The organism is Streptomyces sp. NPDC060194 (assembly GCF_042728285.1).
Classification (GTDB): Bacteria; Actinomycetota; Actinomycetes; order Streptomycetales; family Streptomycetaceae; genus Streptomyces.
Genome location: NZ_JBHWZH010000078.1, coordinates 4,905 through 27,720, shown reverse-complemented (window position 1 = coordinate 27,720; position 22,816 = coordinate 4,905). Strand labels below are relative to the sequence as shown.

General features: G+C 74.1%; 23 protein-coding genes. 18 read left to right on the top strand and 5 right to left on the bottom strand.

Annotated features, from left to right (window positions below; genetic code table 11):
- Window positions 1-99 precede the first annotated feature (99 nt).
- Window positions 100-273: a CsbD family protein gene (locus ACFWEG_RS18235; protein ID WP_387216174.1), complete on the bottom strand. Its 174-nt coding sequence runs from the start codon at window positions 271-273 to the stop codon at window positions 100-102.
- Window positions 274-396: 123 nt separating this feature from the next.
- Here ACFWEG_RS18235 and ppk2 point away from each other — a divergent pair, with 123 nt between their 5' ends.
- From ppk2 to ACFWEG_RS18220, 3 genes are all read left to right on the top strand, one after another.
- On the top strand, window positions 397-1,365 hold the full coding sequence (gene ppk2 / locus ACFWEG_RS18230; protein ID WP_387216172.1) for a polyphosphate kinase 2: 969 nt from the start codon (window positions 397-399) through the stop codon (window positions 1,363-1,365).
- A gap of 101 nt (window positions 1,366-1,466) precedes the next feature.
- The gene (locus ACFWEG_RS18225) at window positions 1,467-2,147 is read left to right on the top strand and encodes a GNAT family N-acetyltransferase (protein WP_387216170.1); all 681 of its coding nucleotides are present in this window, start codon (window positions 1,467-1,469) and stop codon (window positions 2,145-2,147) included.
- Between the two features lie 9 nt (window positions 2,148-2,156).
- Window positions 2,157-2,567: a VOC family protein gene (locus tag ACFWEG_RS18220; protein WP_387216168.1), complete on the top strand. Its 411-nt coding sequence runs from the start codon at window positions 2,157-2,159 to the stop codon at window positions 2,565-2,567.
- Here ACFWEG_RS18220 and ACFWEG_RS18215 read toward each other — a convergent pair.
- The 3 genes from ACFWEG_RS18215 to ACFWEG_RS18205 are packed head-to-tail and all read right to left on the bottom strand — an operon-like array spanning window position 2,507 to window position 4,994.
- Entirely contained in the window at window positions 2,507-3,268 is a 762-nt protein-coding gene (locus ACFWEG_RS18215; RefSeq protein WP_387216166.1) for a helix-turn-helix domain-containing protein, read from the bottom strand. The genes ACFWEG_RS18220 and ACFWEG_RS18215 overlap by 61 nt on opposite strands.
- Window positions 3,261-4,199 (bottom strand): AraC family transcriptional regulator, encoded by a 939-nt coding sequence (locus tag ACFWEG_RS18210; RefSeq protein ID WP_387216164.1) that lies wholly within the window; start codon window positions 4,197-4,199, stop codon window positions 3,261-3,263. The genes ACFWEG_RS18215 and ACFWEG_RS18210 overlap by 8 nt, the downstream gene beginning before the upstream one ends.
- 48 nt (window positions 4,200-4,247) lie before the next feature.
- Window positions 4,248-4,994, bottom strand: a complete 747-nt coding sequence (locus ACFWEG_RS18205; protein WP_387216162.1) for a dienelactone hydrolase family protein — start codon at window positions 4,992-4,994, stop codon at window positions 4,248-4,250.
- A 127-nt stretch (window positions 4,995-5,121) separates the two neighbouring features.
- Between ACFWEG_RS18205 and ACFWEG_RS18200 the strand changes: the two genes are divergently transcribed.
- Entirely contained in the window at window positions 5,122-5,973 is an 852-nt protein-coding gene (locus tag ACFWEG_RS18200) for an NAD(P)H-binding protein (protein WP_387216161.1), read from the top strand.
- Between the two features lie 4 nt (window positions 5,974-5,977).
- Here ACFWEG_RS18200 and ACFWEG_RS18195 read toward each other — a convergent pair whose 3' ends face one another.
- Window positions 5,978-7,150, bottom strand: coding sequence for a YihY/virulence factor BrkB family protein (locus ACFWEG_RS18195; RefSeq protein ID WP_387216159.1), 1,173 nt, complete (start codon window positions 7,148-7,150; stop codon window positions 5,978-5,980).
- Window positions 7,151-7,176: 26 nt separating this feature from the next.
- On the opposite strand from ACFWEG_RS18195, the gene ACFWEG_RS18190 reads away from it, so the two are divergent.
- The 14 genes from ACFWEG_RS18190 to ACFWEG_RS18125 all read left to right on the top strand — a co-directional run bounded on the left by ACFWEG_RS18190 (window position 7,177) and on the right by ACFWEG_RS18125 (window position 22,724).
- Window positions 7,177-8,814, top strand: a complete 1,638-nt coding sequence (locus ACFWEG_RS18190; RefSeq protein WP_387216157.1) for an acyl-CoA dehydrogenase family protein — start codon at window positions 7,177-7,179, stop codon at window positions 8,812-8,814.
- Between the two features lie 242 nt (window positions 8,815-9,056).
- Window positions 9,057-10,307 carry a GAF domain-containing protein gene (locus ACFWEG_RS18185; protein WP_387216155.1) on the top strand — a complete coding sequence of 417 codons (1,251 nt, stop codon included), beginning with the start codon at window positions 9,057-9,059 and terminating at the stop codon, window positions 10,305-10,307.
- A gap of 86 nt (window positions 10,308-10,393) precedes the next feature.
- Window positions 10,394-13,102 carry a GNAT family N-acetyltransferase gene (locus ACFWEG_RS18180; RefSeq protein ID WP_387216153.1) on the top strand — a complete coding sequence of 903 codons (2,709 nt, stop codon included), beginning with the start codon at window positions 10,394-10,396 and terminating at the stop codon, window positions 13,100-13,102.
- A gap of 88 nt (window positions 13,103-13,190) precedes the next feature.
- Window positions 13,191-13,790, top strand: a complete 600-nt coding sequence (locus tag ACFWEG_RS18175) for a GNAT family N-acetyltransferase (protein ID WP_387216151.1) — start codon at window positions 13,191-13,193, stop codon at window positions 13,788-13,790.
- Between the two features lie 100 nt (window positions 13,791-13,890).
- Window positions 13,891-13,974 (top strand): putative leader peptide, encoded by an 84-nt coding sequence (locus ACFWEG_RS18170; RefSeq protein ID WP_387216176.1) that lies wholly within the window; start codon window positions 13,891-13,893, stop codon window positions 13,972-13,974.
- Between the two features lie 113 nt (window positions 13,975-14,087).
- Window positions 14,088-15,782, top strand: a complete 1,695-nt coding sequence (locus ACFWEG_RS18165) for a nitrite/sulfite reductase (protein WP_387216149.1) — start codon at window positions 14,088-14,090, stop codon at window positions 15,780-15,782.
- Window positions 15,779-15,982 (top strand): hypothetical protein, encoded by a 204-nt coding sequence (locus tag ACFWEG_RS18160; protein WP_387216147.1) that lies wholly within the window; start codon window positions 15,779-15,781, stop codon window positions 15,980-15,982. Before ACFWEG_RS18165 ends, ACFWEG_RS18160 begins: the two co-directional genes overlap by 4 nt.
- Window positions 15,979-16,692 carry a phosphoadenylyl-sulfate reductase gene (locus ACFWEG_RS18155; RefSeq protein ID WP_387216145.1) on the top strand — a complete coding sequence of 238 codons (714 nt, stop codon included), beginning with the start codon at window positions 15,979-15,981 and terminating at the stop codon, window positions 16,690-16,692. The genes ACFWEG_RS18160 and ACFWEG_RS18155 overlap by 4 nt, the downstream gene beginning before the upstream one ends.
- 70 nt (window positions 16,693-16,762) lie before the next feature.
- Window positions 16,763-17,308, top strand: a complete 546-nt coding sequence (cysC, locus tag ACFWEG_RS18150; protein WP_387216143.1) for an adenylyl-sulfate kinase — start codon at window positions 16,763-16,765, stop codon at window positions 17,306-17,308.
- Complete coding sequence (cysD, locus tag ACFWEG_RS18145; RefSeq protein WP_387216141.1) at window positions 17,308-18,249, top strand: sulfate adenylyltransferase subunit CysD; 942 nt, start codon at window positions 17,308-17,310, stop codon at window positions 18,247-18,249. The genes cysC and cysD overlap by 1 nt, the downstream gene beginning before the upstream one ends.
- A 1-nt stretch (window position 18,250) precedes the next feature.
- Window positions 18,251-19,612 (top strand): sulfate adenylyltransferase subunit 1, encoded by a 1,362-nt coding sequence (locus tag ACFWEG_RS18140; RefSeq protein WP_387216139.1) that lies wholly within the window; start codon window positions 18,251-18,253, stop codon window positions 19,610-19,612.
- A 257-nt stretch (window positions 19,613-19,869) separates the two neighbouring features.
- Complete coding sequence (locus tag ACFWEG_RS18135) at window positions 19,870-20,976, top strand: aliphatic sulfonate ABC transporter substrate-binding protein (RefSeq protein WP_387216137.1); 1,107 nt, start codon at window positions 19,870-19,872, stop codon at window positions 20,974-20,976.
- A 37-nt stretch (window positions 20,977-21,013) separates the two neighbouring features.
- A complete protein-coding gene (locus tag ACFWEG_RS18130) occupies window positions 21,014-21,826 on the top strand; it encodes an ABC transporter ATP-binding protein (protein WP_387216135.1) in 813 nt (270 codons plus the stop codon).
- The gene (locus ACFWEG_RS18125) at window positions 21,813-22,724 is read left to right on the top strand and encodes an ABC transporter permease (RefSeq protein WP_387216133.1); all 912 of its coding nucleotides are present in this window, start codon (window positions 21,813-21,815) and stop codon (window positions 22,722-22,724) included. The genes ACFWEG_RS18130 and ACFWEG_RS18125 overlap by 14 nt, the downstream gene beginning before the upstream one ends.
- The last annotated feature ends 92 nt before the right edge of the window (window positions 22,725-22,816 follow it).

Sequence of the window (22,816 nt, the reverse complement as noted above, 5' to 3'; positions counted from 1 at the left end):
AGGGGCGGTGGCCGGGGGGGTCGGGGGGGTCTCCGCCGGGCCACCGCCCTGGTCATCTGCACGCGCGGTCTCCGGTTTCGAAGGGGCGGTGCGCGGCGCTCATCGCTTGAACGCGTCCTTCACCTTCTCGCCCGCCTCGCGGACGTCGCCCTTGGCCTGCTGGGCGCGTCCCTCGTCGGTCAGCCGCTCGTTGTCGGTGATCCGGCCCGCGGCTTCCTTGGCGGTGCCCTTGGCCTGGTCGGACTTGGCAGCGGCCTTGTTCTCGGCGGTCATCTTCGCGCTCCCTTGCTGTCGTTCGGCCGTGGTACGAATTCGCGTGCCCGGGCACTCCAGGGACAAACGTGGCGCGGTGCTTCGAACCGCGCGGCGCACGACGACATGGGTGAGGATCGGCACATGAGTACCGACGCGGACGACGAGCGCGCGCAGTTGCTGGAGGGCCTGACGGTCGACGAGCGGCGCCCCGAGCAGCCGATCCTGCTCGACGAGGAGGGGAGGTCGCTGAAGACCTGGCGCGAGAACTACCCCTACGACCGCAAGATGCGCCGCGCGGAGTACGAGCGGACCAAGCGGGTCCTGCAGATCGAGATGCTCAAGCTCCAGAAGTGGGCCAAGGACACCGGGCAGCGGATCGTGGTCGTCTGCGAGGGCCGGGACGCGGCCGGCAAGGGCGGCACGATCCAGCGCTTCACCGAGCGGCTCAACCCGCGTGGCGCGCGGGTCGTCGCCCTGGAGAAGCCCACCGAGCGCGAGGCCGGGCAGTGGTACTTCCAGCGCTACGTCTCGCACCTGCCGGCCGCGGGTGAGATCGTCTTCTTCGACCGGTCCTGGTACAACCGGGCCGGCGTCGAGCGGGTGATGGGCTTCTGCACGCCGGACGAGTACCAGCACTTCCTGCAGCAGGCCCCGCTGTTCGAGCGGATGCTCACCGAGGACGGGATCATCCTCGTCAAGTTCTGGTTCTCCGTCTCCCGCGCCGAGCAGCGCACCCGGTTCGCGATCCGGCAGGTCGACCCCGTCCGCCAGTGGAAGCTCTCCCCCACCGACCTCGCCTCCCTCGACCTCTGGGACGCCTACACCACCGCCAAGGTCGACATGTTCCGCGCCACGGACACCCCGTTCGCGCCCTGGACGGTGGTCAAGAACAACGACAAGAAGCGCGGCCGCCTGGAGGCCATGCGCAGCCTCCTGTGGCGCGTCGACTACGCCGAGAAGGACGTCGAGCTGGTCGGCGAACCCGATCCGCTCATCATCGGCCCCGCCGACACCCTCCTCGAACCCGGCGAGGAGAACACCGACCTCTCCCCGACCCCGCTCGCGGGCCGGCACCCGGAGGGGCCGGGCAACCACCCGGAGGACGACTGAGGCGCTCGCCGGGGGTCCGCCCGCACACCGGGACCGGCCCTCCGGCGGCGGTCTCGCCGCACCTCTTGTGGGAGCGCTCCCAGTCACGGCAGCATGCCGCCATGAGCCTGCCGACACCCGCCGTCCGCCCCTACCGCCCCGCCGACCGCGCCGCCCTCGCCGACATCTGCGTCCGCACCGCGCACGAGGGCCGGGACTCGTCCCACCTCTACCCCGACCCCGACCTGATGCCGTCGATCTTCGCGTTGCCCTACGCGGTCCTGGAGCCGGAGCTCGCGTTCGTGCTGGACGACGGCACCGGGCGGGCCGTCGGCTACGTGCTCGGCACGGCGGACACCCCCGGGTTCGTCGCCGCCTACCGGGAGTTGTGGCTGCCGGAGCTCGCCCTCCGCTACCCGCCGCCGAAGGGGCCGGCCACCACGCCGACCGAGGTCATGATCGGGTTGATGCACGACCCGGAGCGCATGATCGTGCCCGAGGTCGCCGCGTACCCGGCCCACCTGCACATCGACCTGCTGCCCGCCTGGCAGGGGCGCGGGTACGGGCGCGCGCTGATGGAGCGGCTGCGGGTCGCCCTCGTCGCGGACGGGGTGCCGGCGGTGCACCTGTGCATGGTCGCCGCGAACACCGCGGCGCGCGCCTTCTACGACCGGCTCGGCTTCCACGAGATCGACGTCCCCGACCCGGGCCCGGTCGTCTACCTGGGCCGCTCGACGGCGGTCCCCTTCGCCCCCGGGCCGGTGTCCGATTCGTTCAAGACCGGGGCCCCGACGCCGTCCTAGCCTGGCCGCATGACCACGCAACGACCCACCCCGCAGCTCGACCTCATCGGCATCGCCACCGCGGACATGGCCGCGTCGCTGGCCTTCTACCGGCGGCTCGGCCTGGACATCCCGGCGTCCGCGGACGCCGAGGGCCACGTCGAGGTGACCCTCCCCGGCGGCCTCCGGCTCGCCTGGGACACCGAGGACGTCATCCGCTCGTTCGACCCGCACTGGAAGAGCCCGCAGGACGGCGGCGGCCGGATCGGCCTCGCGTTCCTGTGCGCGAGCCCCGCGGACGTCGACGCGACGTACGAGGCGCTGGTCGCCGACGGCTACCGGGGCGGTCTCAAGCCCTGGGACGCGGAGTGGGGGCAGCGCTACGCGACCGTCGCGGACCCCGACGGCGGCGAGGTGTCGCTGTTCGCACCGCTGGGCTGAGCGCGATCGCCGAGGTACGCGCCGAGCGACAGGCCCGTCAGGTCCCGCACCTCGCGGGCCAGATGGGCCTGGTCGGCGTACCCGGCCGCGTACGCCGTCTCGCCGTACGGCGTCCCGTCCCAGGCGAGCGCGAGCGCGCGCTGCAGGCGCAGGACGCGGGCGAGCGTCTTGGGGCCGTAGCCGAAGGCGCGCAGCGAGCGGCGGTGCAGGGTGCGCGCGCCGAGTCCGAGCGCGTCGGCGGTGGCGGCGACGGGGCGCCCGGCGGCGAGCGCCGCGACGAGGGGGCGGAGCCAGGGCTCGGGCGCGGGGTCGCGGGCGAGGACGCTGTCCTCCAGGAGGGCGTGCCGCCGGTGGGCGGCGTACGTGTCCAGGCGCGCGGTCAGGTCGCGCACGCCGCGGGCGGGCCAGAGCGCGTCGAGGTCGACGCGCTGGTCGAGCAGCGCGCGGGCGGGGACGCCGAGGACGTCCGGCGCGTCGCCGGGCGCGAAGCGCAGGCCGACGTGGAGGGTGGCCGGGCCGCCGTCGGGCAGGCGCGCCCGGCTGTCCGGGCCCGCGACGAAGACCCGGCCCGGGGTCCAGACGATGTCCATGCAGCCGTCGGGGACCACGGGGCGGGCCGGTGTCCCCGGAGCCGCGGGGTCCGGTGCGACCGTCCACAGCACCGCGCCCGGCACCCGGGCGGAGGGCCGTTCCTCAAACATCGCGCCGCCCCCGGTGCTCCTGCGGGCTCACCCCGTAGGCCCGTTTGAAGGCCGTCGAGAGGGCGAAGGCGCTGCCGTAGCCGACCTGGCGGGCGAGCGCGGCGACGGTGGCGTCGCCGTCGCGGAGGCGGTCGGCGGCGAGGGCGAGCCGCCAGGAGGTCAGGTACGCCATCGGCGGCTCGCCGACCAGCGCGGTGAAGCGGCGGCCGAGCGCCGCGCGGGAGACGCCCGCCTTCTCCGCGAGCAGGGCGACCGTCCAGGGGTGCGCCGGGTCGTCCTGGAGCAGCCGCAGCGCCCGGCCCACCACCGGGTCGCCGAGCGCCCGGTACCAGGCGGGCGCGTCGGCCCCGGCCCGGGAGAACCAGGCGCGCAGCTCGGCGATCAGGAGCAGGTCGAGCAGCCGGTCGAGCACGACCTCCTGGCCGGGCTCGTCGCGCGCCATCTCGTCGTGGAGCAGCGCGGTGAACGGGCAGTCCCAGACGTCGGGCGTCAGCACGACCAGCGGCGGGAGGGCGTCGAGCAGCCGGGCGTTGAGCTCGCCCCGCAGGTGGTAGGTCCCGATCAGCATCACCGCGTCGCCGTCCGCGCGGTCGCCCCAGCTCCGCACGCCCAGGTGCACGTACTCGCCGATCTCCCGCCCGTCCGGCGTCGAGCAGCGGTCGCCCGGCAGGATCACCGCCCGCGGCGGCGTCGCGGGGTCGTCCGCGCAGGTGTAGGCGTCCGGCCCCCGCGCGATGACCACGCTCCCGGCCGGCATCGCCACCGCCGCCCCCGCCTCGGGCACCACCCACCCGCCGCCCCGCATCATGACCATCACCGACAGCGGCGCCTCGTCCTCGACCCGCACCGCCCACGGCGGGTCGAAACTGGCCCGGATCGTGAACGCCCCGCGCGCCCGGGGCCCGTCGAGAAGACCTGCGAGCGCGTCCATGCCACCCAGCCTAGACGCCCGCCGCAGGCCCGTCGGCGGCCTTCCGCGTCAGTTCTTCAGCGCCGCGTCGAGGACGTGGAGCATCCGCTGCCAGTGCCGCCGCGTCGCCGCCTCGTCGTAGGCCGAGGTGTCGGACATGGTGAAGCCGTGGACGGAGTCCGGGTGGACCTCGGTGGTGTGGGGGACGCCCGCGGAGTTCAGGGCCTCGTTCAGCACGGCGACGGCCTCGGGGCCCATGTCGCCCTGGGCGAGGCCGAAGTGGGTCCGGGCGGTGAGGGCGGGGACGCCCAGGTGGGGGCTGTCGGGGGCGTCGGTGACCAGCGGGGCGGGGTGGAAACCGGCGACGGCGGCGACCCGGTCGGGGCGGGCGGTCGCGGTGCGCAGGGCGAGCGCGGCGCCCATGCAGTAGCCGACCGCGCCGACGGGGCCGGGAGCGACCTCGGGCCGCGCGGTGAGGAAGTCCACGTAGGCGTCGGCGTCGCGCTGGGCGTGCTCGGCGGTGTGGGCCCTGACCAGGGGCAGCAGCCGCTCGAAGATCCGCGGGCGGCTCTCCGCGTCGATGAACGCGGGAAGCTCGACGACGGGCGCCGGGCCGTGGCGGTACAGGTGGTGGGGCACGAGGACGTAGTAGCCGTGCCCGGCCAGTTCGCGGGCCATGCCGTGGAGCACGGGCCGCAGGCCGAAGGCGTCGGGGTACATCAGCACCCCGGGATGCCGGCCGCCGCCGTCGGGATACGCGGCGAACGCCTCCGCCAGGCCGTCGGGAGTGGGGATCCGGAGGGTCTCGATGGGCATGGGAATCCTTCCTCGGGCACGCCGGCGTGGATCGATCACGACTCCATCACACGTCGTGGACGCGCGCGCATGCGGGTGAGCGTCTCGGCGATGGTCGCCGGCGGGCGCGCGGCGGTTGAGTGGTCGCATGACGACGGACACGGAGCGGCAGACGGGTACGGAGAGCACGCGAGAGGTGCGGACGGTGCTGGTCACCGGCGCGTCCGGGCGGACCGGGCGGCGGGTGGCCGAGGCCGCGGCCGCGCAGGGGGCGGCGGTGCGGGCGGCGTCGCGGTCGAGCGAGTGGCGGTTCGACTGGGACGACCCGGCGACCTGGACCGCGGCGCTCGACGGCGCGGACGCGGCCTACCTCGCCCACCCCGCGGACATCGGCGCGCCGGGCGCGGCGGAGCAGGTCGGCGCGGTCGCCGCGCGGGCGGTGGAGCTGGGCGTACGGCGGCTGGTGCTGCTGTCCGCGCGGGGCGAGGACCAGGCGGTGCCGACGGAGGAGGCGCTGAAGGCGTCGGGGGCGGAGTGGACGGTCGTCCGGTCGGCGTGGTTCGCGCAGAACCTCTCCGAGGGGCCGATCGCGGAGTCCGCGGCCGGCGGGGAGCTGGTCTTCCCGGCCGGCGAGGTCCTCGAACCCTTCGTCGACCTGCGGGACCTGGGCGAGGTGGTCGCGGCGGCCCTCGTCCGCCCCGAGCCGGCCGGGCGGGTCCTGGACGTGACCGGCCCGCGCCTGCTGTCCTGGCGCGAGGCGGCTGAGGAGATCACGGCGGGCACGGGCCGGAAGCTGACCTACGTGCCGGTCTCCGTCGAGGAGTACGGCGGGATCCTCCGCGGCGCGGGGCTGCCGGCCGAGGAGGTCGCGTTCCTGGAGGAGCTGTTCCGCACGCTGCTCGACGGGCGCAACGCGGCCGTCTCGCACGACGTCCGGGACGTCCTGGGCCGTCCGCCGCGCGACTTCGCGGACTTCGTCCGGGACGCGTTCGCGGGCTGAGGCCTCAGCGGTCCTTGTCGGCCGGCGACCCGATCGTCTCGTTGCGCCGGGGCGCCGACCGCGGCCCCGGCCGGGGCGCCGGGCGGATGCGGCCGCCGAGGTCCTCCGGGGGGAGGAACTTGGACCAGCGCTCGGGGAACTCGGAGGGCATGTCGGGGTCGTCAGGGTCCTGTGCGGCGGACCGGGCCGCGGCCGCGCGGGCGATGAGCTCGGCGGCCTCGGCCTCGCGGTGCCGCTCGTTGACCGCGCGCGCCGCCGCCGTGGCGACGGACGGCCAGACGCGGTCGATGGCCGCGTTGACGGCCGCCCCGACGAGGACGGCGAAGGCGGAGATGCCGATCCACAGCAGGACGGCGATGGGCGCGGCGAGCGAGCCGTAGATGGTGGGGCCCTCGATGGTGCTGGTGAGGTAGACCCGCAGCAGGAAGCTGCCGAGCACCCACATGGCGAGGGCGACGAGCGCGCCGGGGATGTCCTCGACCCAGGGCGAGCGGACGGGGACGGAGACGTGGTAGAGCGTGGTGAGGAAGGCGACGGAGAGCACCACGACGACCGGCCAGTAGAGGACCTGCACCACGTCCGTACTGGCGGGCAGCAGCTTCATCACCGCCTCGGGCCCGGCGACGACCAGCGGCAGCACGACCGAGCCGATGACGAGCGCGACGACGAACAGGAGGAAGGCGAGCAGCCGGGTGCTGACGATGCCGCGGACGCCGTCGAGGCCGTACATGACGGTGATGGTGTCGATGAAGACGTTGACGGCGCGGGAGCCGGACCACAGGGCGAAGACGAACCCGAAGGAGATCACGTCGGGCCTGCGGCCGGTGACGACGTCGTCCAGGAGCGGCTGCATGATGTCCTGCACGCCCTTGTCGGACAGCACGGTCCGCGAGGCGTCGAGGATGTGCTGCTCGATGCCGGCGATGATCTCCGCGCCGGTCCACAGGTCGATGTAGCCCAGGAGCCCGATCAGGCTGAGGAGGAGCGGCGGCAGCGACAGGAGGGTGAAGAAGGCGGCCTCCGCGGCGAGCCCCAGGATCCGGTACTCGATGCAGGAGTTGACCGTGTCCTTGAGCAGGAGCCAGGCCAGACCGCGCTTGGAGACGTTGCGGTAGACGGCCCGGGCCCGCTGAAGGCGCCCACGGCGGTGTGCCGGTCGTTCAGAGGTTTCGTCCACGTGCTGCACCTCCCTACCGTAGCCGCATGACCGCGACGACCCACACCGTGACCAACCAGCCCCCGCCCCTCTCCGGTTACGACGTCCACGGCTCGGACCGAGTGCTGGTCGAGGCCGTCGAACGGCATGTCGACGCCGGTCTCCTGGAGGCCGTGCGGGACGAGCTGGGCACGCTCGGGCGCGCCGCCGGCTCCGCACAGGCCCGGGAGTGGGGGGTGCTGGCCGACGACTACCCCCCGAGGCTGCGAACTCACGACCGGTACGGGCACCGGATCGACGAGGTCGACTTCCATCCGGCCTGGCACCGGCTGCTCGGCAAGGCGGTGAGCGCGGGTCTGACGGCGGCCTGGTCGCGACCGGCGGGGCACGTGCGGCGGGCGGCGGGGTTCCTGGTGTGGTCGCAGGTGGAGGCGGGCCACGGCTGCCCGGTGTCGGCGACGCACGCCGCCGTCCCCGCGCTGCGCGCCGAGCCGGAGCTGGCGACCGTGTGGGAGCCGCTGCTGACCTCGCGGGTGTACGACCCGGGGCTGCGGCCCGTCGCGCAGAAGCCCGGGGCGCTGCTCGGGCTCGGGCTGACGGAGAAGCAGGGCGGCGCCCCGGGGGGCGCGACGCGGGCGGTGCCGGATCCGGCGGGCGGGCCCGGCGCGTACCTGCTCACCGGGCACAAGTGGTTCTGCTCCGCGCCGATGAGCGACGGCTTCCTGGTCCTCGCGCAGGCGCCGGGCGGGCCGACCTGCTTCCTGGTGCCGCGGGTGCTCCCCGACGGGGCCCGCAACGCGTTCGCGGTCCAGCGGTTGAAGGACAAGCTCGGCAACCGGTCGAACGCCACCGCCGAGGTGGAGTTCGACGGGTCGACGTGGGCGCGCCGGATCGGCGAGGAGGGCGGTGGGGAGCGGACGCTGCGGGAGACGGTCGCGGCGGCCCGGGTGGACCGCGTGCTCGGCTCGGCGGCGCTCATGCGGCAGGCGGTGGTGGAGGCGGTCCACCACACGGGTCACCGGCGGGTGTCGGACGGGCTGCTCGTCGACCGGCCGCTGATGCGCAACGTCCTCGCGGACCTGGCGCTGGAGTCGGAGGCGGCGACCGTGCTCGCGATGCGTCTGGCGGCGGCTCAGGACGCGGACACCGAGCAGGAGCGCGCGTTCCTGCGGCTGGCGGTGCCGGTGGCGAAGTTCTGGGTCGCCAAGCGGTGCGCCCCGGTCGTGGCGGAGGCGCTGGAGTGCCTGGGCGGGAACGGCTACGCGGAGGAGTCCGGGCTGCCGCGGCTGCTGCGCGAGTCGCCGCTGCCCTCCCTGGGGGAGGGCCCGGCCAACGTCCAGGCGCTCGACGTGCTGCGGGTGCTGCGGCGCGAGCCGTCGGCGCTGAACGCCTACCTCACCGAGGTCGGGCTCGCCCGCGGCGCCGACCACCGGCTCGACGCCGCGATCAGGGGCCTGCTGACCGAGCTGGCCGACCTGGACGGCGTCGAGGCGCGCGCCCGGCGGGTGGCGGAGCGGATGGCGCTGGTGCTCCAGGGCTCGCTCCTCGTGCGGTACGCGCCGCCGCAGGTGGAGGCGGCGTTCTGCGCCGCGCGGCTGGGGACCGACGGGGGTGCGTCGTTCGGGACGCTGCCGCACACGCTGGACCTGGCGGGGATCGTGGAGCGGGCGCGGGTGGAGGTTTAGGCGGCGACAGGGGCGGCGCCGCGCCGACACGGCACCGCCCCTGAGCTCGCGGTCGCCGCGCACCGCGCGGCGGACGGTCAGTCTGCCGCGGCCCCGGGCCGGACGCGAGGGTTGCACGAGGTTGCAGCAGTTGTGCCGATCGGGCCCGGCGGGGCGGAGTGCGGGGGCACGATGGACGGACACCCGAGCCGTAGGGGCCCGACCGCCGCTCGCCCGCGTCCGCACCCCTGCGTGGAGCGCCCATGAACGACAAGCCGCTCGACCCCGCCGCCCGGCACTTCGTCCCCGGCCCGGGCGGCGCGCCCCGCGCGCTGATCGACGCCTCCTGGCGGCGGGTGCGGCGCCTCGGGGTCGATCCGGACCGGGTCCGCACCGACGTGCTGCTGCCGGCGGACGAGGTGGAGCACCGGCGGCGCTCCTCGGCGCTCGGCGCGGTACTGCCGCTGCTCCGGCACGGGCTCGCGGGCATCGCCGACGAGGCGGTGCAGATCATGGTGGTGACGGACGACCAGGGGCACGTGCTGTGGCGGGCGGGGCACCGGTCGGTGCTGCGCCGGGCGGACGGGATCTGCCTGGCGGAGGGCGCGGCCTGGTCGGAGCGGTTCACCGGCACCAACGGGATCGGCACCGCGCTGGCGGTGCGCCGCCCGGTGCGGGTGCACTCGGTCGAGCACACCCTGCGCGCGCTGCACTCCTGGACCTGTGCGGCGTCGCCGGTCCACGACCCGCGGGACGGACGGCTCCTCGGGGTGGTCGACCTCAGCGGGCCGGGGACGAGCTTCCATCCGGCCGTGCTCAGCCTGGTGGAGTCGGTGGCCCGGCTCGCGGAGAGCGAGCTGCGCGAGCGGCACCGGGTGACCCTCGACCGGCTGCGGGCGACGGCCGCGCCGCTGCTGGGCCGGATCGGCGGCCGGGCCGTCGCCGTCGACGCGCACGGCTGGACGGCGGCAGTCACCGGCATGCCCCCGGTGGACCGGGTGGCACTGCCGCGGGGGCTCGCGGCGGGCCGCGTCTGGCTGCCGTCGCTCGGGCGGTGCCGCGCCGAACCGCTGCCCGGCGGCTGGCTGCTCACCGTCGACGACGACGCCCCGGCCGGCGTCCGGCCGACCCGGGTGGTGCTCGACCTGAGCCGCCCGCACCGCTGGTCGGTGACGGTCAGCGGCGCCGCCGGCGAGTGGACGCACGAACTGACGCCCCGGCACGCGGAGTTGCTCTACGTCCTGGCCTCGCACCGCGAGGGCCGCACCGCCGCCCAGCTCGCGGCGGACCTGTTCGGCGACCCCTCGCGGACGGTGACGGTACGGGCGGAGCTGTCGCGCGTCCGGCGCGGTCTGGCCGAGGTGCTCGCCCACCGGCCCTACCGGTTCGCCGACGACGTCGACGTGGAGCTGGTGCGGCCGTCACGCCGGGAGGACCTGCTGCCGCACTCCTCGGCGCCGGCGGTGCGGAGGGAACGCCCGGCGGACGGTGAGCCGGCGGCCGGTGAACGGTGACCGGTGGCCGGTGACCACGCCTCCCTCACCCACTGTTAAGGTAAGGCCAGCCTTACCTAAGGCAGTGCGCGAGAGTGGGGGTACCTGTGAGCACCGAGGTCCGTCGGGACGCGTGGGGCATACCGCATCTGCGGGCGGCGGGCCCGCACGAACTGGTCCACGCGCAGGGGCGCAACGCCGCCCGGGACCGCGCCTGGCAGCTGGAGGTCGAGCGGCACCGGGCGAAGGGCACCACGGCCGCCTTCCTCGGCCCGGACGCCCTGGAGTGGGACCTCTTCGTGCGCCGCGCCCGGCTCGACGACACCGCCCGCCGCTGCTACGCGGCGCTCGACCCCGAGACGGCCGCCTGGGTGCGCGCCTACGTGGACGGCGTCAACGCCGGCCTCCCCGAAGGGGCCGCGCTCGCCCCCGAGTTCGCGGCGGCGGGTGTCGAGCCGGGCCGCTGGGAGCCCTGGACCCCCCTCGGAGTCTGGATCTCCACCCATATCCTGTTCGCCGGCTTCCCCACCAAGCTGTGGCGCGAGGAGGTCGCCCGCAGGATCGGCGAGGACGCCCTCACGCTCTTCGCCACCGACGGCCCCGGCGCGGCCGGCAGCAACGGCTGGCTGGTGGCCGGCGGCCGCACCGCCGCCGGAGGTGCGCTCCTCGCGGGCGACCCGCACCGCTTCGTCGAGGCGCCGGGCGTCTACCAGCAGATCCACCTGTCCTGCCCGGAGTTCGACGTCGTCGGCCTCGCCGTGCCGGGCGTCCCCGGCATCGGGCACTTCGGCCACACCGGCCACGTCGCCTGGGCGATCACCAACGCGATGTCCGACTACCAGGACCTCTACCGCGAACGGCTGCGCCGGACCGCGGACGGCGGCGTGGAGGCGCTCGGCCCCGACGGCTGGCGGCCGGCGGCCGCGCACACCGAGACCGTCGAGGTGGCGGGGGCGGATCCGGTCGCCGTCGAGGTGGTCGAGACCGACCGCGGGCCCGTGATCGTCGGCGGGCTCGGGCCCGAGCCGGGCGCGGAGGCGGCGGGCGGCCCGGCCCACTCCCCCGCGATCAGCCTGCGCTACCCGCCCCGCGTCACCCGGCGCCTGGGCTTCGAGGCGCTGCCCGCGCTGCTGCGGGCGCGGACCGTCGACGACGTCGACCGCGCCTTCGACCGGTGGGCGGAGCCGGTCAACGTGGTGCAGGCCGCCGACACCGCCGGCGGGCTGCTGCACCGGGTGGCCGGGTTCGTGCCGAAGCGGCACCGGGACAACGGGCTGCGGGTGGTGTCCGCCTGGGAGCCCGGCCACGACTGGGGCGGGGCGCACCCGCTGCCGCGCGCGGCGGTGGCCGCGGACGGGGTGGCGGTGATGGCGAACCAGCGGGGCATCGCGGCCCCGCTCGGCACGGAGTTCGCCCCCGCCCACCGGGCGGACCGGATCACCGAGCTGCTGACCGCCACCGACGCGGGCTGGACGGCGAAGGACATGGCCGCCGTCCACACCGACACCCACCTCGCCTCCGCCGCCCCCCTGATCGCGCTGCTGGCCGACCTCGACGGGCTCTCCCCGGCGGCGACCGCGCTGCGGGACCGGCTGGTGCGCTGGGACCGCCGCATGGACGCCGGCAGCCACGACGCCTCGGCGTACGCGGCGGTCCGCGCCGCCACCGTGCACCGGCTCGCCGCGCACCCCGCGCTGACCCCGCTCGCCGACGTGCACGCCGACTACCCGGCGCTCTTCGCACCCTGGCTGTTCGCGACCGGGAAGATCGCCTACGCGCTGGAAGGGCTGCTGACCACCTCGCTGCTGCCGGAGATCGATCGGGCCGAGGTCGTGCGGGCCGCGGTGGAGGAGGCGGTCGTGCAGGACGTGCCGTGGGGCGAGCTGCACCGGGTCGTCCCCTGGCAGGCGCTGCCCGACGCGGACGCCGTGTGGCCGGGCGTGGCCGGCGACCACGACTGCGTGCTCTCGACCTCCAGCGTCCCCGGCGTGACCCACGGCTTCGCCCGCGGCCCGTCCGCCCGGTACGTATGGGACCTCGCCCGGCGCGAGGACAGCCTCTGGATCGTCCCGCTGGGCGCCTCCGGCGTCCCCGGCGACCCGCACGCGCTCGACCAGCTCCCGCTCTGGGCCGGCGGCGAACTCGTCCCCGTGGTCACCGACCCGGACCTCCTGACCCCCGAGACCGGCCACCCGCAGCAGCCCCCGAGGAGAGACATGCCGACCGACGACGCGACCCCGGTGTTCGAGCAGCACGCTCCCGGTCTCGGCACCGTGACGATCGCGCCCGTGGACCCGGACGCGGACGCCGGGGTGATCCACTCCTGGGTGTCGCAGGAACGCGCCCGCTTCTGGGGCATGAACGGCGCCACCGTGGAGGAGGTGCGCGACATCTACGCCCACCTCGACTCGCTCACCACCCACCACGGCTTCCTGCTGCGCCTGGACGGCCGCCCGGTGGCCCTCCTCCAGACCTACGAGCCGGCCGCCGACCGGGTCAGCGAGTGCTACGAGGCGCTCCCCGGCGACCTCGGGATCCACCTGCTGCTCGGCCCGCCGCAGGGCGGCGCGGTCCAGGGGTACACCGCGGCCCTGCTGCCCGTCATGATCGCCTTCGCCTTCGCGGACCCGTCGGTGAGCCGGGTCGTCGTCGAGCCGGACACCGGCAACGACAAGGCCGTCGAGCGCATGCGGCGCTCGGGCTTCACCCTGGGCCCGGAGGTCGTCCTGCCCGAGGTCGTGCTCCCCGAGGTGCGGCTGGTGGCGAAGAAGGCGCGGCTGGCGTTCCTGGAGCGGTCGGCCGCCGAGGGGCTCTGAGGCGGGGCGGCGGATCGGGGCCGGAGGTCCGCGGCGACCTCCGGCCCCCGGGGCCCCCGACGGCGGGGGCCGTGATCCAATCGCCGGTATGAACAGCACCGCCACCGTGACCACTTGGTACATGGAACAGACGTCGATCGCCGATCTCCGCACGTCCGGCGCCCCGCCGGGCCGGGACATAAGGATCGTCCGGGCCGAGCGCCCCTCCCCCGAGTTCAGCCGGTTCCTGTACACGGCGGTCGGCGGCGACGTCACCTGGGTCGACCGGCTCGGCTGGACGTACGACCAGTGGCGCGAGGTAATCGCGCGCCCCGGGGCGGAGACCTGGGTGGTGTACGAGCGGGGGACGCCCGCCGGGTACGTGGAGCTGGCGGCGCAGGAGGACGGCGTCGTCGAGATCGTCCAGTTCGGGCTGCTGCCCGCCGTCCGCGGCCGCGGGCTCGGCGGGCACCTGCTGTCCTACGGCATGGCCCGCGCCTGGGACCTCGCCGACCGCTGGCCGTCCCGGCCGGCCACCCGGCGGGTCTGGCTCCACACCTGCTCGCTCGACGGCCCGCACGCGGTCGCCAACTACGAGCGGCGCGGCTTCCGGCTCTACGACACCCGGACGGCCGAGCAGCCGGCCGTCCCCACCCCGGGCCCGTGGCCGGGGGCGGAGCGGACCGCACCGGAACACCCGCCCCGGTAGTCCCCGTGACGGGTGACACATCGTCCGCCATTCAAGACACCTGCGTCCACATGGCGGACGATGGTGGACTGTCCGCAGATCGCCGTGCCACGCTTCCGTCATGAATCGCGCCGGAAGTGCCCTGGTGAGTCGACGTCACGTCGACCTCGGCCGCGTGTCCAGCGCCATCTGTCCGGCGCGCTGAGCCGCCCCGTACCACCGCCTCCACCGAAGAGACCTCTCCCGCACCGCCGCGCGCCGCACGCGCCCGTGCGCAGGTCAGAGCCGCTCCCCCGCAGTCCCGAAGGACGTATCCCCATGGCCGCCACCCCGGACACCCCTGCCGCCGCGCCCCGCCGCAAGCAAAGCCGCCACCGTGGCGAGGGTCAGTGGGCGAAGGGGCACCACACGCCGCTCAACGGGAACGAGCAGTTCAAGAAGGACGACGACGGTCTCAACGTGCGGACACGCATTGAGACGATCTACTCCAAGCGCGGATTCGACTCCATCGACCCCAACGACCTCCGCGGCCGGATGCGCTGGTGGGGCCTGTACACCCAGCGCAAGCCCGGCATCGACGGCGGCAAGACCGCGGTCCTGGAGCCGGAGGAGCTGGACGACCGCTACTTCATGCTGCGCGTCCGCATCGACGGCGGCCGGCTGACGACCCGCCAGCTGCGCGTCATCGGCGAGATCAGCCAGGAGTTCGCCCGCGGCACCGCCGACCTGACCGACCGGCAGAACGTCCAGTACCACTGGATCCGCATCGAGGACGTGCCGGAGATCTGGCGCCGCCTCGAGGAGGTCGGCCTGTCCACCACCGAGGCCTGCGGCGACACCCCCCGCGTCATCCTCGGCTCCCCCGTCGCCGGCATCGCCGCCAACGAGATCATCGACGGCACCCCGGCGATCGAGGAGATCCAGCGCCGCTTCATCGGCAACCCGGACTTCTCCAACCTGCCCCGCAAGTTCAAGTCCGCGGTCTCCGGCTCCCCGCAGCTCGACGTGGCGCACGAGATCAACGACATCGCTTTCGTCGGGGTGGACCACCCCGAGCACGGCCCCGGCTTCGACGTCTGGGTCGGCGGCGGGCTCTCCACCAACCCCAAGCTCGGCGTCCGGCTCGGCGCCTGGGTGCCGCTGGAGGAGGTGCCGGACGTCTACGGCGGCGTCATCGGCATCTTCCGCGACTACGGCTACCGCCGGCTGCGCACCCGCGCCCGGCTGAAGTTCCTCGTCGCCGACCTGGGCGCGGAGGAGTTCCGCCGGATCCTGGAGGAGGAGTACCTCGGCCGGAAGCTGCTCGACGGCCCCGCCCCCGAGCAGCCCACCGGCACCTGGCGCGACCACCTCGGCGTCCACCCGCAGAAGGACGGCCGCTTCTACGTCGGCTTCGCGCCGCGCGTCGGCCGGGTCGACGGCTCCACCCTCACCAAGATCGCCGAGCTGGCGGAGGCGCACGGCTCCGGCCGGGTGCGCACCACCGCCGAGCAGAAGATGGTGATCCTCGACGTCGAGGAGTCCCGCGTCGACGGCGTGGTGGCCGGCCTGGAGGCGCTGGACCTGCGGGTCAAGCCGTCGCCGTTCCGGCGCGGCACGATGGCCTGCACCGGCATCGAGTTCTGCAAGCTGGCGATCGTCGAGACCAAGGCGCGCGGCGCCTCGCTCATCGACGAACTGGAGCGCAGGCTGCCGGAGTTCGACCAGCCGATCACCATCAACATCAACGGCTGCCCCAACGCCTGCGCCCGCATCCAGGTCGCCGACATCGGCCTCAAGGGCCAGCTCATGCTGGACGCGGACGGTCAGCAGGTCGAGGGCTACCAGGTGCACCTCGGCGGCGCGCTCGGCCTCGACGCCGGCTTCGGCCGCAAGGTCCGGGGCCTGAAGGTCACCGCCGCCGAACTCCCCGACTACGTCGAGCGCGTCGTCCGCCGCTTCGAGTCCGACCGCACCGACGGCGAACGCTTCGCGACGTGGGTCGCCCGCGCGGACGAGGGGGCTCTCAAGTGAGCGAGCGAGCGGCTCCTTTCCACTGCCCCTACTGCGGGGACGAGGACCTGCGGCCCAACGAGACCGGGCACGGGGCGTGGGAATGCGCCTCCTGCAACCGCGCGTTCCAGCTCAAGTTCCTCGGGCTGCTGACGCGCGGGGTGCAGCGGGCATCCGCGGCGCGCACCGAGGGCGACGACTCGGGAGGGGACGCTTCATGACGACGCTCCAGCAGGACACCCAGGACATAGCCGAGCTCCGGGCGCTGGCCGAGCAGGCGGGCCGCGACCTGGAGGACGCCGACGCGCTCGACATCATCCGCTGGGCCGTCGAGAACTTCGGCGACGCGTTCTGCGTGACCTCGTCCATGGAGGACGCGGTCGTCGCCCACCTCGCCTCGCGCGTGAAGCCGGGCGTGGACGTCGTCTTCCTCGACACCGGCTACCACTTCGAGGAGACCATCGGCACCCGCGACGCCGTGGAGGCGGTGATGGACGTCCACGTCATCACCCTGCTCCCCTGGCAGACCGTCGCCGAGCAGGACGCCGAGCACGGGCCGCGGCTCCACGACCGCGACCCCGACCTCTGCTGCGCCCTGCGCAAGGTCAAGCCCCTGGAGGACGGCCTCAAGGGCTACCGCTCCTGGGCCACGGGCCTGCGTCGCGACGAGTCCCCGACCCGCGCGAACACCCCCGTCGTCGGCTGGGACGAGAAGCGCGGCAAGGTCAAGGTCTCGCCGATCGCCCGCTGGACGCAGGACGACGTGGACGCCTACGTCGCCGAGCACGGCGTGCTGACCAACCCGCTGCTCATGGACGGCTACGCGTCCGTCGGCTGCGCGCCCTGCACCCGCCGGGTCGAGGCCGGCGAGGACGCCCGCGCCGGCCGCTGGGCCGGCCGCGGCAAGACCGAGTGCGGACTGCACGGCTGACCGCCCCGTGACCCACAGCAGCCCGTCGCCCGGTGCGGTGACGAACCATCAGCGATCCCAGGAGATACCCATGAGCGTGACGGAGGCGGGAGCCACGGTGTGGCTCACCGGTCTGCCGAGCGCCGGCAAGACCACCATCGCCCACGAGCTGGCGGGCCGGCTGCGCGCCGAGGGCCACCGCGTCGAGGTGCTCGACGGCGACGAGATCCGCGAGTTCCTCTCCGCGGGCCTCGGCTTCAGCCGCGAGGACCGGCACACCAACGTGCAGCGCATCGGCTTCGTCGCCGAACTCCTCGCCCGCAACGGCGTCAAGGTCCTCGTCCCGGTGATCGCCCCCTACGCCGACAGCCGCGAGGCGGTCGCCGACCGCCACGCGAAGAAGGACACCACGTACCTGGAGGTGCACGTCGCCACCCCCGTCGAGGTGTGCTCCGTGCGCGACGTGAAGGGCCTGTACGCCAAGCAGGCGGCCGGCGAGCTGACCGGCCTGACCGGTGTCGACGACCCGTACGAGGCCCCCGAGGCCCCTGACCTGCGGATCGAGTCCCAGCACCAGAGCGTCGCCGAGTCCGCGGCCGCGCTGCACGCGCTGCTCAACCAGAGGGGTCTGGCCTGATGACCACCGCCGTCACCGCCACCACCGACGGGGCCGTCACCGGCCCGTACGCCCTGTCCCACCTGGACGCGCTGGAGTCCGAGGCCGTCCACATCTTCCGCGAGGTCGCGGGCGAGTTCGAGCGGCCGGTGATCCTCTTCTCCGGCGGCAAGGACTCCATCGTCATGCTGCACCTGGCGCTCAAGGCGTTCGCGCCGGCGCCGGTGCCGTTCACGCTGCTGCACGTCGACACCGGGCACAACTTCCCCGAGGTGCTGGAGTACCGCGACCGCACGGTCGCCGAGCACGGGCTGCGGCTGCACGTGGCGTCCGTGCAGGACTACCTGGACCGGGGGATCCTGCGCGAGCGCCCCGACGGCACCCGCAACCCGCTGCAGACGCTGCCGCTGACGGAGAGGATCCAGGCGGAGCGGTTCGACGCGGTCTTCGGCGGCGGCCGCCGGGACGAGGAGAAGGCGCGCGCCAAGGAGCGGGTGTTCTCGCTGCGCGACGAGTTCTCGCAGTGGGATCCGCGCCGCCAGCGCCCCGAGCTGTGGCAGCTCTACAACGGCCGGCACGCCCCCGGCGAGCACGTCCGGGTCTTCCCGCTGTCCAACTGGACCGAGCTGGACGTCTGGCAGTACATCGCCCGGGAGCGGATCGAGCTGCCGGAGATCTACTTCGCCCACGAGCGCGAGGTGTTCCGGCGCAACGGCATGTGGCTGACCGCCGGCGACTGGGGCGGCCCCAAGGACACCGAGCAGGTCGAGACCCGCCTGGTGCGCTACCGGACCGTCGGCGACATGTCCTGCACCGGCGCCGTCGACTCCGACGCCACCACGCTGGACGCCGTGATCACCGAGATCGCCGCCTCCCGGCTCACCGAGCGGGGCGCGACCCGCGCCGACGACAAGATGTCCGAGGCCGCGATGGAAGACCGCAAGCGCGAGGGGTATTTCTAGGATGAGCCAGACCACCAGCCCCGCCGTGCCCGAGGAACTCCTCGGCGAGACCACCCTGCTGCGCTTCGCGACCGCCGGCTCCGTCGACGACGGCAAGTCCACCCTGGTCGGGCGGCTGCTCCACGACTCCAAGTCGATCCTCACCGACCAGCTGGAGGCCGTCGAGGCCGCCTCGACCGCGCGCGGCCAGGAGGCCCCGGACCTCGCGCTGCTCACCGACGGCCTGCGGGCCGAGCGCGAGCAGGGCATCACGATCGACGTGGCCTACCGCTACTTCGCCACCGCCCGCCGCCGGTTCATCCTGGCCGACACCCCCGGCCACGTGCAGTACACCCGGAACATGGTCACCGGCGCGTCCACCGCCGAGCTGGCCGTCGTCCTGGTCGACGCGCGCAACGGGGTCGTCGAGCAGACCCGCCGGCACGCGGCCGTCGCGGCCCTGCTGCGGGTGCCGCACGTGGTCCTCGCGGTCAACAAGATGGACCTGGTGGACTACCGGGAGTCCGTCTTCGCCGCCATCGCCGAGGAGTTCACCACCTACGCGGCCTCCCTCGGCGTCCCCGAGATCACCACGATCCCGATCTCCGCGCTCGCCGGCGACAACGTCGTGGAGCCGTCGGCGAACATGGACTGGTACGGCGGCCCGACCGTCCTGGAGCACCTGGAGACGGTCCCGGCCAGCCACGACCTGACCGACTGCCACGCCCGCTTCCCCGTCCAGTACGTGATCCGCCCGCAGACCCCCGAACTGCCCGACTACCGCGGCTACGCGGGCCAGATCGCGGCCGGCACCTTCCGGGTCGGGGAGCGGGTGACCGTCCTGCCCTCGGGTCGCACCACGACGATCACCGGGATCGACCTGCTCGGCAAGCCGGTCCGCACCGCGTGGACCCCGCAGTCGGCGACGCTGCTGCTCGCCGACGACATCGACATCTCGCGCGGCGACCTCATCGTCCCCACCGGGGACGCGCCCGCGACCTCGCAGGACGTGGAGGCGACGGTCTGCCACGTCGCCGACCGGCCGCTCACGGTGGGGCAGCGGGTGCTGCTCAAGCACACCACCCGCACGGTGAAGGCGATCGTCAAGGAGATCCCCTCCCGGCTCACCCTGGACGACCTGTCCCAGCACCCCGAGCCGGGGCAGCTGGTGGCCAACGACATCGGCCGGGTCAAGGTGCGCGTCGCGGAGCCGCTGGCTCTCGACGCGTACGCCGACTCGCGCCGCACCGGATCGTTCCTGCTGATCGATCCGGCGGACGGTACGACCCTGGCGGCGGGGATGGCCGGTGAGGCGTTCGCCTCGCCGACCGCGGCCCCGGAGCCGGTGATCGAGGACGTGGACGAGGAGGGGTGGGACTTCTGATGACGATCGACGTGTTCGCGACGTTCGCGAAGGAGGGCGGCCGCGTGGGCAGCGGCTCCCTCGGCGCGGGAAGCGGCGGGGTCGTGCGATGTGCGCGATGACGTACGCGCACCGCTCGCGCGCCCCGATGCCCCAAGCGACGCCGTCCGTACGGCTGTTCGTGACGCACCGCCGAAGACCTGCCGCCCCGCCCGGACCTGTCCCCTCGTGACGACCACGAGGCCGTGACCCCGGGCCGACGAGAGGAACGACCTCCCGTGTCTGCCCACCCCCGCCGCACCCTCGCCGCGGCCGCCGCCCTTCCCCTGCTGGCCCTGGCGCTCGGCGCCTGCGGCTACGGCTCCGAGGCCAAGGACGACGCGCCGAAGAAGACGCAGGCCGCCGCCGGCGCGAAGAAGCTCTCCGCCGACACCGTCAAGCTCGGCTACTTCCCCAACCTCACGCACTCCACCGCCCTCGTGGGCGTCCAGGAGGGCCTGATCGCCGAGGAGCTCGGCGGCACCAAGCTGGAGACGGCGACCTTCAACGCCGGCCCCGCCGAGATCGAGGCGCTCAACGCCGGCTCGATCGACATCGGCTTCATCGGCCCCTCGCCGTCCATCAACGGCTACGTGAAGTCCAAGGGCCAGTCCCTGCGGATCATCTCCGGCTCCGCCTCCGGCGGCGTCAAGCTGGTGGTCAACCCGAAGAAGGTCAAGTCGCTCGACGACCTCAAGGGCAAGAAGATCGCCACCCCGCAGCTGGGCAACACCCAGGACGTGGCCTTCCTGCACTGGATCAAGGAGAAGGGCTGGAAGGTCGACACCCAGAGCGGCAAGGGTGACGTCTCGATCGTCCGCACCGACAACAAGATCACCCCGGACGCCTACGCCTCCGGCTCGATCGACGGCGCGTGGGTGCCCGAGCCGACGGCCTCCAAGCTGGTCTCCTCCGGCGCGAAGGTGCTGCTCGACGAGAAGTCCCTGTGGCCCGACGGCAAGTTCGTGATCACGAACATCATCGTGTCGCAGACCTTCCTGAAGGAGCACCCCGACGTCGTCGAAGCGGTCCTGCGCGGCTCGGTGAAGACGAACAAGTGGATCAGCGAGAACCCGGACGAGGCGAAGGCGTCGGCGAACACCGCGCTGAAGACGCTCTCGGGCAAGGAGCTCCCGGCCGAGGTCATCGACCCGGCGTGGAAGTCCATCGAGTTCACCAACGACCCGCTGGCCGCCACCCTCCGGACGCAGGCGGACCACGCGGTCAACGCCGGCCTGCTGGAGCAGCCGGAGCTCTCCGGCATCTACGACCTGAAGCTCCTCAACAAGGTCCTGAAGGCCGAGGGCGGCACCGCGGTCGACGACGCCTCGCTCGGCGTCAAGTAACCCGAGCCCGGACACGAACCCCCAGGAGGTGACGATCATGGCCACAGCGCTCACGAAGACCCGGGCCGAGGACCGTGGTCCCGGCCGGGCGCCCGACGGCGCGCCCGCCGCCCGCATCGAGCACGTCTCGAAGTCCTTCGGCGGCCCCGGCGGGGCCCCGCAGCTCGTCCTGGACGACATCAGCCTCGATGTCGCGCCCGGCGAGTTCGTCACCCTCCTGGGGGCCTCCGGGTGCGGCAAGTCCACGCTGCTCAACCTGGTCGCCGGGCTCGACCGCCCGTCCGCGGGGTCGATATCGACCCCCGGCGGGCGGCCCGCCCTGATGTTCCAGGAGCACGCCCTGTTCCCGTGGCTCACCGCGGGCAAGAACATCGAACTGGCCCTCCGGCTGCGCGGCGTCCCCAAGGGCGAGCGGCGCGCCGAGGCCGACCGGCTGCTCGCGCTCGTCCGCCTGGAGGGCGCGCACGGCAAGCGGGTCCACGAGCTGTCCGGCGGCATGCGGCAGCGCGTGGCGCTGGCCCGCGCACTCGCCCAGGACAGCCAACTGCTCCTGATGGACGAGCCGTTCGCCGCGCTCGACGCCATCACCCGGGACGTGCTGCACGGCGAGCTGACCCGGATCTGGCGTGAGACGAACGTCTCCGTCCTGTTCGTCACGCACAACGTCCGCGAGGCGGTCCGCCTCGCCCAGCGGGTGATCCTGCTCAGCTCCCGCCCGGGCCGGATCGCCCGGGAGTGGGCGGTGGACATCCCGCAGCCGCGCCGTATCGAGGACGCGGCCGTCGCCGAGCTGTCCGTCGAGATCACCGAGGAACTCCGGGGGGAGATCAGCCGCCATGGCCAGCACTGAGACCACCGCCGCACCGAAGGCTCCCGCGGACACCCGCGCCAAGGGCGACCTCGCCGGCGTCGAGGCCGGCCTGGACGCGCTCGACGCGGTGCAGGTGCGCCGCACGTCCGTCCGCGAGGTCCTCGTCCGCAAGGTGATGCCGCCGGTCGTCGCCGTCCTGCTCGTCTACGTCGTCTGGCAGGGGCTCTACTGGGCCGAGGTGGCCCGCGTCGACAAGCTGCCCGCCCCGGCCGACGTGTGGGCGAGCCTGAACGACATGTGGGTCAACGGGACGCTGCTCGACGTCGTGTGGACGTCGGTCTCCCGGGGCGTCTTCGGCTTCGCGCTGGCCCTCGCGATCGGCACCCCGCTGGGGCTGCTCGTGGCCCGCGTCCGGTTCGTCCGGGCGGCGATCGGGCCGATCCTCTCCGGCCTGCAGTCGCTTCCGTCGGTGGCCTGGGTCGCCCCGGCCGTGCTCTGGCTCGGGCTGAACAACCAGATGATGTACGCCGTCATCCTGCTCGGCGCGGTCCCCTCGATCGCCAACGGGCTGGTCTCCGGCGTCGACCAGATCCAGCCGCTGCACCTGCGGGCCGGGCGCACCCTGGGCGCGACCGGGCTGCGCGGCACCTGGTTCATCGTCCTGCCGGCGTCGCTGCCGGGGTACGTGGCGGGGCTGAAGCAGGGCTGGGCGTTCTCCTGGCGCTCGCTGATGGCAGCGGAGATCATCGCGTCCTCGCCGGAGCTGGGCCTCGGCCTCGGGCAGCTCCTGGAGAACGGTCGCAGCAACTCCGACATCGCCGGGGTGTTCCTCGCGATCCTGCTGATCCTGATCGTCGGCATCGCCATCGACCTGCTGTTCTTCAGCCCCCTGGAGCGCTACGTCCTGCGGAGCCGGGGGCTGCTGGTCAAGAATTGAGTCGGGAAGCGGGGTTGGGGGCACCCCCCCCGGGGCGGGGGCGGGGCCCCCCGGGGGGGGGGCCCCCCCCCAGCCCCCCCCACCCAGACCCC